The sequence below is a fragment of the Streptomyces hainanensis genome, from assembly GCF_004348415.1.
Classification (GTDB): Bacteria; Actinomycetota; Actinomycetes; order Streptomycetales; family Streptomycetaceae; genus Streptomyces; species Streptomyces hainanensis.
Genome location: NZ_SMKI01000549.1, coordinates 1 through 4,669 on the forward strand (window position 1 = coordinate 1; position 4,669 = coordinate 4,669).

Here is a 4,669-nt window from a genome sequence, read left to right on the forward strand (position 1 = left end):
GGGCGGGCCCGGGAGGTTCCCATCCCTGCCGGCATCGGGGGGCACGGTGGAGGGGACGCGATCCTGTTGATGGACGTCTTCCGTCGCGACCTGCGACTGGCACCCGACCCGCTGGCCCGCGCGGCGGACTACCTCGACGGGGTGCGTGCCGTCGCCGTCGGTATCGCCGCCAACCAGTCCATGAGGACCGGACAGCCGGTCCAGGTAAAGGAGTTGGAGCTGGGGGTCGACCTCCAGCATCCGTGACGTGATCGACGCGGTGCGCGGTGGCCTCGGGGAGGTCCCACAAGGCAACGCTTCGGAAAGCGGCGCGGAAACTTTTGGAACTTCTGGTACGGTCGCTTCATGGCGAACCGCAAGCGAGTAACCGCGCGTGACGTCGCTGCGCTGGCCGGCGTTTCACCGGGGACGGTGTCGAAGGCGCTGACCGGCAGGGGGGCGGTTCACCCGGACACCCGCGCACGCGTCCTCGCGGCTGCTCGTGAGCTCGACCTGAAGACCAAGGGTGCCCTGGAGGATCTCGGTGAGCCGCGGAACCTGACCGTGGGGCTGATCACCGAGGAGCCGTTCAGCAAGCGGCGGACGTCGCCGCTGTTGCTCGGGGCGATGGAGAAGTTCGCCGAGCACGACATCGCGTTCCTGATGTGCGACGGCCGTGGCGACCCCATTCGCGAGCAGCACTTCGTCGAGTCGCTGCTCAGGCGTCGGGTCGACGGCATCCTGGTGGCCGGCAGCGGGAGCGGGGGAACGGGCCGTGCCCCGCTGCGCGGTGCCATCGGAGTGCCCGTGGTGTACATGCTGTGCGCCTCGGCGGGCCCGGACGACGTCTCCGTCGTGCCGGACGACCACGGTGGGGCGGAGATGACCGCGCGTCATCTGATCGCGACCGGCCGGCGCCACTTCGCCTGTGTGTTCGGCCCTCGGCGCGAGGACTCCGCCAGGATCAAGACCGCGGCGGTGCGTTCGGTGTTGGCGGAGCACGGGCTCGAGTTGGCCGCCGAGCCGCTCTACGGGCCGTGGGGCGAGCAGTGGGGGCGACAGGCCACCATGCAGCTGATCCACAGCGGGGCCCGCATCGACGGTCTGATCTGCGGCAACGACATGATCGCCCGTGGGGCGACCAGCATGCTCCAGGCGTCGGGGATCGTGGTTCCGGACGACGTCGGTGTCATCGGCTTCGACAACTGGACGGTGATGGTCGAGGCCAACCGCCCGCAACTGTCGAGCATCGACCTCAACCTCACCGAGGTCGGGACGGTGGCGGCGGAGAAGATGATCAAGGCGATCCAGGAGGGATCGCTCGCTCCCGGTGTCACCACCATCGAGTGCGACCTGGTGCCGCGGGAGTCGACCGCCGTCGCGTACGCGACCACCTACCAGGACCTGTCGTCCCGGCCCGCGCGGTCGGACCTGGTGCGTCAGCAGGCCGGGACGCCCGGGCCGGCGTGAGGCGTCGTCAGGCGCGTTGTTCGGTGAACCCGGCGCGGTGGAGCAGTACTTCGCCCGACTAGGTCCACAGTCCGAGGACGCGTCCGGTGAAGCCGCCGGCCAAGGCGCAGTCCGTACCAGTGGGACCCGTCGAGGGTGCCAGGTGAGACCCACCGGACGTCGAGCGTGGGCGTGGCGAACTCGACCATGCCTTTCCTTCGTGCGCGCGGCGGAGCGTCGGCCGGGCCGGGGTGCCGGCTACGTGTGTTTCCTAAGGTTTCCGTGTATTCAGGGTTGACCGCCCCTTCGGTGCGTGATGGTATCCGGCAGCAGAAATTTATGGAATACCTTTCCGGTGTCAGGGAGGAGGTGGCCACCCCCGTGGAACGGACCGGACTCACCCCGCTCGGTCGGGTGGCTGAGGGTCCGGCTGGACGCCCGCCGTCCCTCGACACCCCGCAGTCAGCCGCCTGAAAGGACGAGGTCATCACACCGTCATCGCCTCCGCCCCAGCCGCCCGAGCCGCCCCAGCCGCTCCCGGCCGATCGGACGGCCGTCGCCGACCCGGCGGCCCCCGGCCCCGAATCCGTGACCCTGCACTGGCTCGACGGCGTCCCGGAGACGACGACGGGAGCCGCCTGGGGCGTCCCGTGGCCGCGCGGCCGGGTGGCCGCCGACGCCGGCTTCGCGCTCACCGCTCCCGGCGACCGGCCCGTTCCCGTGCAGAGTTGGCCGCTGGCGTACTGGCCCGACGGCAGCCTCAAGTGGAGCGGCCACGCCGTCGGCGCCGACGCCGGCCGCGACGACCGGCTTCGCCTCCGCCCGGGCCGACCGGCCGCGCCGAAGCACCCGGTGAGCGTGCGGCTCGGCGCCGGAGAGGTCGTCCTCGCCAACGGCGTCGTCGAGGTCCGCGTCGCCGAGCGCGGCGCCACCGTACTGCGGTCCCTCACCACCGACGGGCGGGTCACCGCCACCGACGGCCGGCTGGTGCTGCTGCTGGAGGACGGTCCCGACGAGGGCGACACGCCCCCGGGCCGCACCTCCTGGACCGGCACGGTCACCGAACTGGACGTCGAGCAGTCAGGACCGGTGCGGGCCGTCGTGAAGCTCGCCGGCCACCACACCCGCGACGGCGACGGCCGCGAGCTCTTCCCCTGGACGCTGCGGATCTCCCTCTCCGCCGGGGCCGAGTCGCTCCGCCTCGTGCACCACTTCGTGTGGGACGCCGACCCGGCGCGGGACTTCGTCAAGGGACTCGGGCTGCGGCTCACGGTGCCCCTGGCCGACGAGCCGCACGACCGGCACGTCCGCTTCGCCGGCCCCGGGGGCGGGGTGTGGGGAGAGCCGGTGCGCGTCCTGTCCGGGCTGTGGCGGGACCCGGGCGAGGAGGTCACCGCCGCGCAGGTGGCGGGGACCGCCACCCCGCCGGTCGCCGACTGGCACGGGCCGGTCCGTGACGACCACCACAACCTGGCCCGGTGGAACGAGTTCCGGCTGGCCCAGCACTCCGCCTCGCACTTCTCCATCGCCAAACGCACCAGGCCCGGCGTCAGTTGGCTGCGCCACGCCGGCCACGGCGACCGCGCCACCGGCTTCGGCTACGTCGGCGGCGTCAGTGGCGGACTCGGCTTCGGAATCCGCGACTTCTGGCAACAGCACCCCCGCGCCCTGGACATCACCGACGCCGCCACCGACCAGGCCACCGTCACCCTGTGGTCGTGGTCGCCGGCCGGCGACGCCATGGACATGCGGCCCTACGACGAGGCCGGGCACAGCGCCCCGCTGGCCTACGAGGACAGCCGCGACGGCTGGGGCGACCCACGAGGCGTCTCCCGCTCCACCGACCTGGAACTGTGGGCGTTCACCACCACCCCCTCCCGCCCACGGATCGCCCACCTCGCCGCGGCACTGACCGCTCGACCCCAGCTGGTGGCCGCGCCGGAGACCTACCACGCCGCCGGCGTCTTCGGTAAGTGGAGCCTGCCGGACCGCTCCACCCCCGGCCGCGCCGCGCTGGAGGACTCGATCGACGCCACCGTCGCCTTCTACGCCGACCAGGTCGAACAGCGCTCCTGGTACGGCTTCTGGGACTACGGCGACGTCATGCACACCTACGACTCCGACCGCCACGTCTGGCGCTACGACGTCGGCGGCTACGCCTGGGACAACGCCGAACTCGGCACCGACGCCGCACTCTGGTACGCCTTCCTGCGCACCGGCGACCCGCGCACCTTCCGCCTCGCCTCCGCGATGACCCGCCACCTGAGCGAGTCGGACACCTACCTCACCGGGCGGTTCGCCGGCCTGGGCGGCCGGCACAACGTGCTGCACTGGGGCGACGGCGCCAAGGAGGCCCGCGTCTCCGAGTCCTACACCCGCCGCTTCCTCCACTACCTCACCGCCGACGAACTCCTCGGCGACCTCATGCACGCCTCACTCCAGGCCGACGCCACCCTGCGGCGGACCATGCGCGGCCGCATCCGCATCGGCCCCGACTGGTACGCGCTGGTCGGCAACTGGCTCACCGCATGGGAACGCACCGGCGACACCCGCTGGCGTGACCGGATCACCACCGGCATGCGCGACATCGCCACCTTCCCCGCCGGGCTCTTCACCGGCGAGGCCGGCAGCCACGTCGGCTGGGACCACACCACCGGCCACCTGACCAAGCTCGACACCGGTGACTTCGACGGCGGCTTCAACCTGACCATGGCCTTCTGCGGCGAACAGATCCTGTTCGAGACCATCGAGCTCGTCGACGAACCCGGCTTCCACCGGACCCTGTTGGACTTCGCCCGCCACGCCCAGGCACCGGCCGAGGAGAAGATCGCGCGCTACGGCCGCGACTTCGACCCCGGCCTCTTCCCCACCATCTACGCCAAGGTCACCGCCTGGGCCGGCGAACAACTCGACGACCCCGCACTTCGCCGACGCGCCTGGACCCACTACCTCGACGACCCGCAGGGCCGCCCCTGGAACCCGCCCGTCCGCGTCGACGGCCACGCGGTCCTCACCCCGATCGACGAGATCCGCGCGCCGTCGCCCCCCGGGAGCAACAACTCCGTCTCCACCAACGACGCGGCACAGCGGACCCTCGCCATCATCGCCCTCCTCGCCCTGGCCCCCGACGAAGCCCCCTGAACCGAACAAGGCCGACGAGAACACGCCCGGTGCCACGGCGCGGCGCCGGCGGTGGCGGTGGCGAGCCCGAACCCCCGGGCGGGACGGCCCCGTCCGGGGG

At 72.2% G+C, this 4,669-nt stretch carries 2 protein-coding genes and 1 pseudogene; all 3 read left to right on the forward strand.

The genetic code is table 11. The features are described from left to right. Nucleotides 1–246: pseudogene (locus E1283_RS32205) on the forward strand (gfo/Idh/MocA family oxidoreductase); the annotation flags it as partial. Between the two features lie 99 nt (nucleotides 247–345). Next, nucleotides 346–1,449: a LacI family DNA-binding transcriptional regulator gene (locus E1283_RS32210; RefSeq protein WP_132821704.1), complete on the forward strand. Its 1,104-nt coding sequence runs from the start codon at nucleotides 346–348 to the stop codon at nucleotides 1,447–1,449. 567 nt (nucleotides 1,450–2,016) lie between these two features. Continuing rightward, nucleotides 2,017–4,569, forward strand: coding sequence for an exo-rhamnogalacturonan lyase family protein (locus E1283_RS32215; protein ID WP_132821705.1), 2,553 nt, complete (start codon nucleotides 2,017–2,019; stop codon nucleotides 4,567–4,569). Nucleotides 4,570–4,669: the final 100 nt, after the last annotated feature.

Excerpts from the sequence above, each read along its gene's own strand:
- E1283_RS32210 (WP_132821704.1), top strand. The coding sequence starts at position 346 with ATGGCGAACCGCAAGCGAGTAACCGCGCGTGACGTCGCTGCGCTGGCC.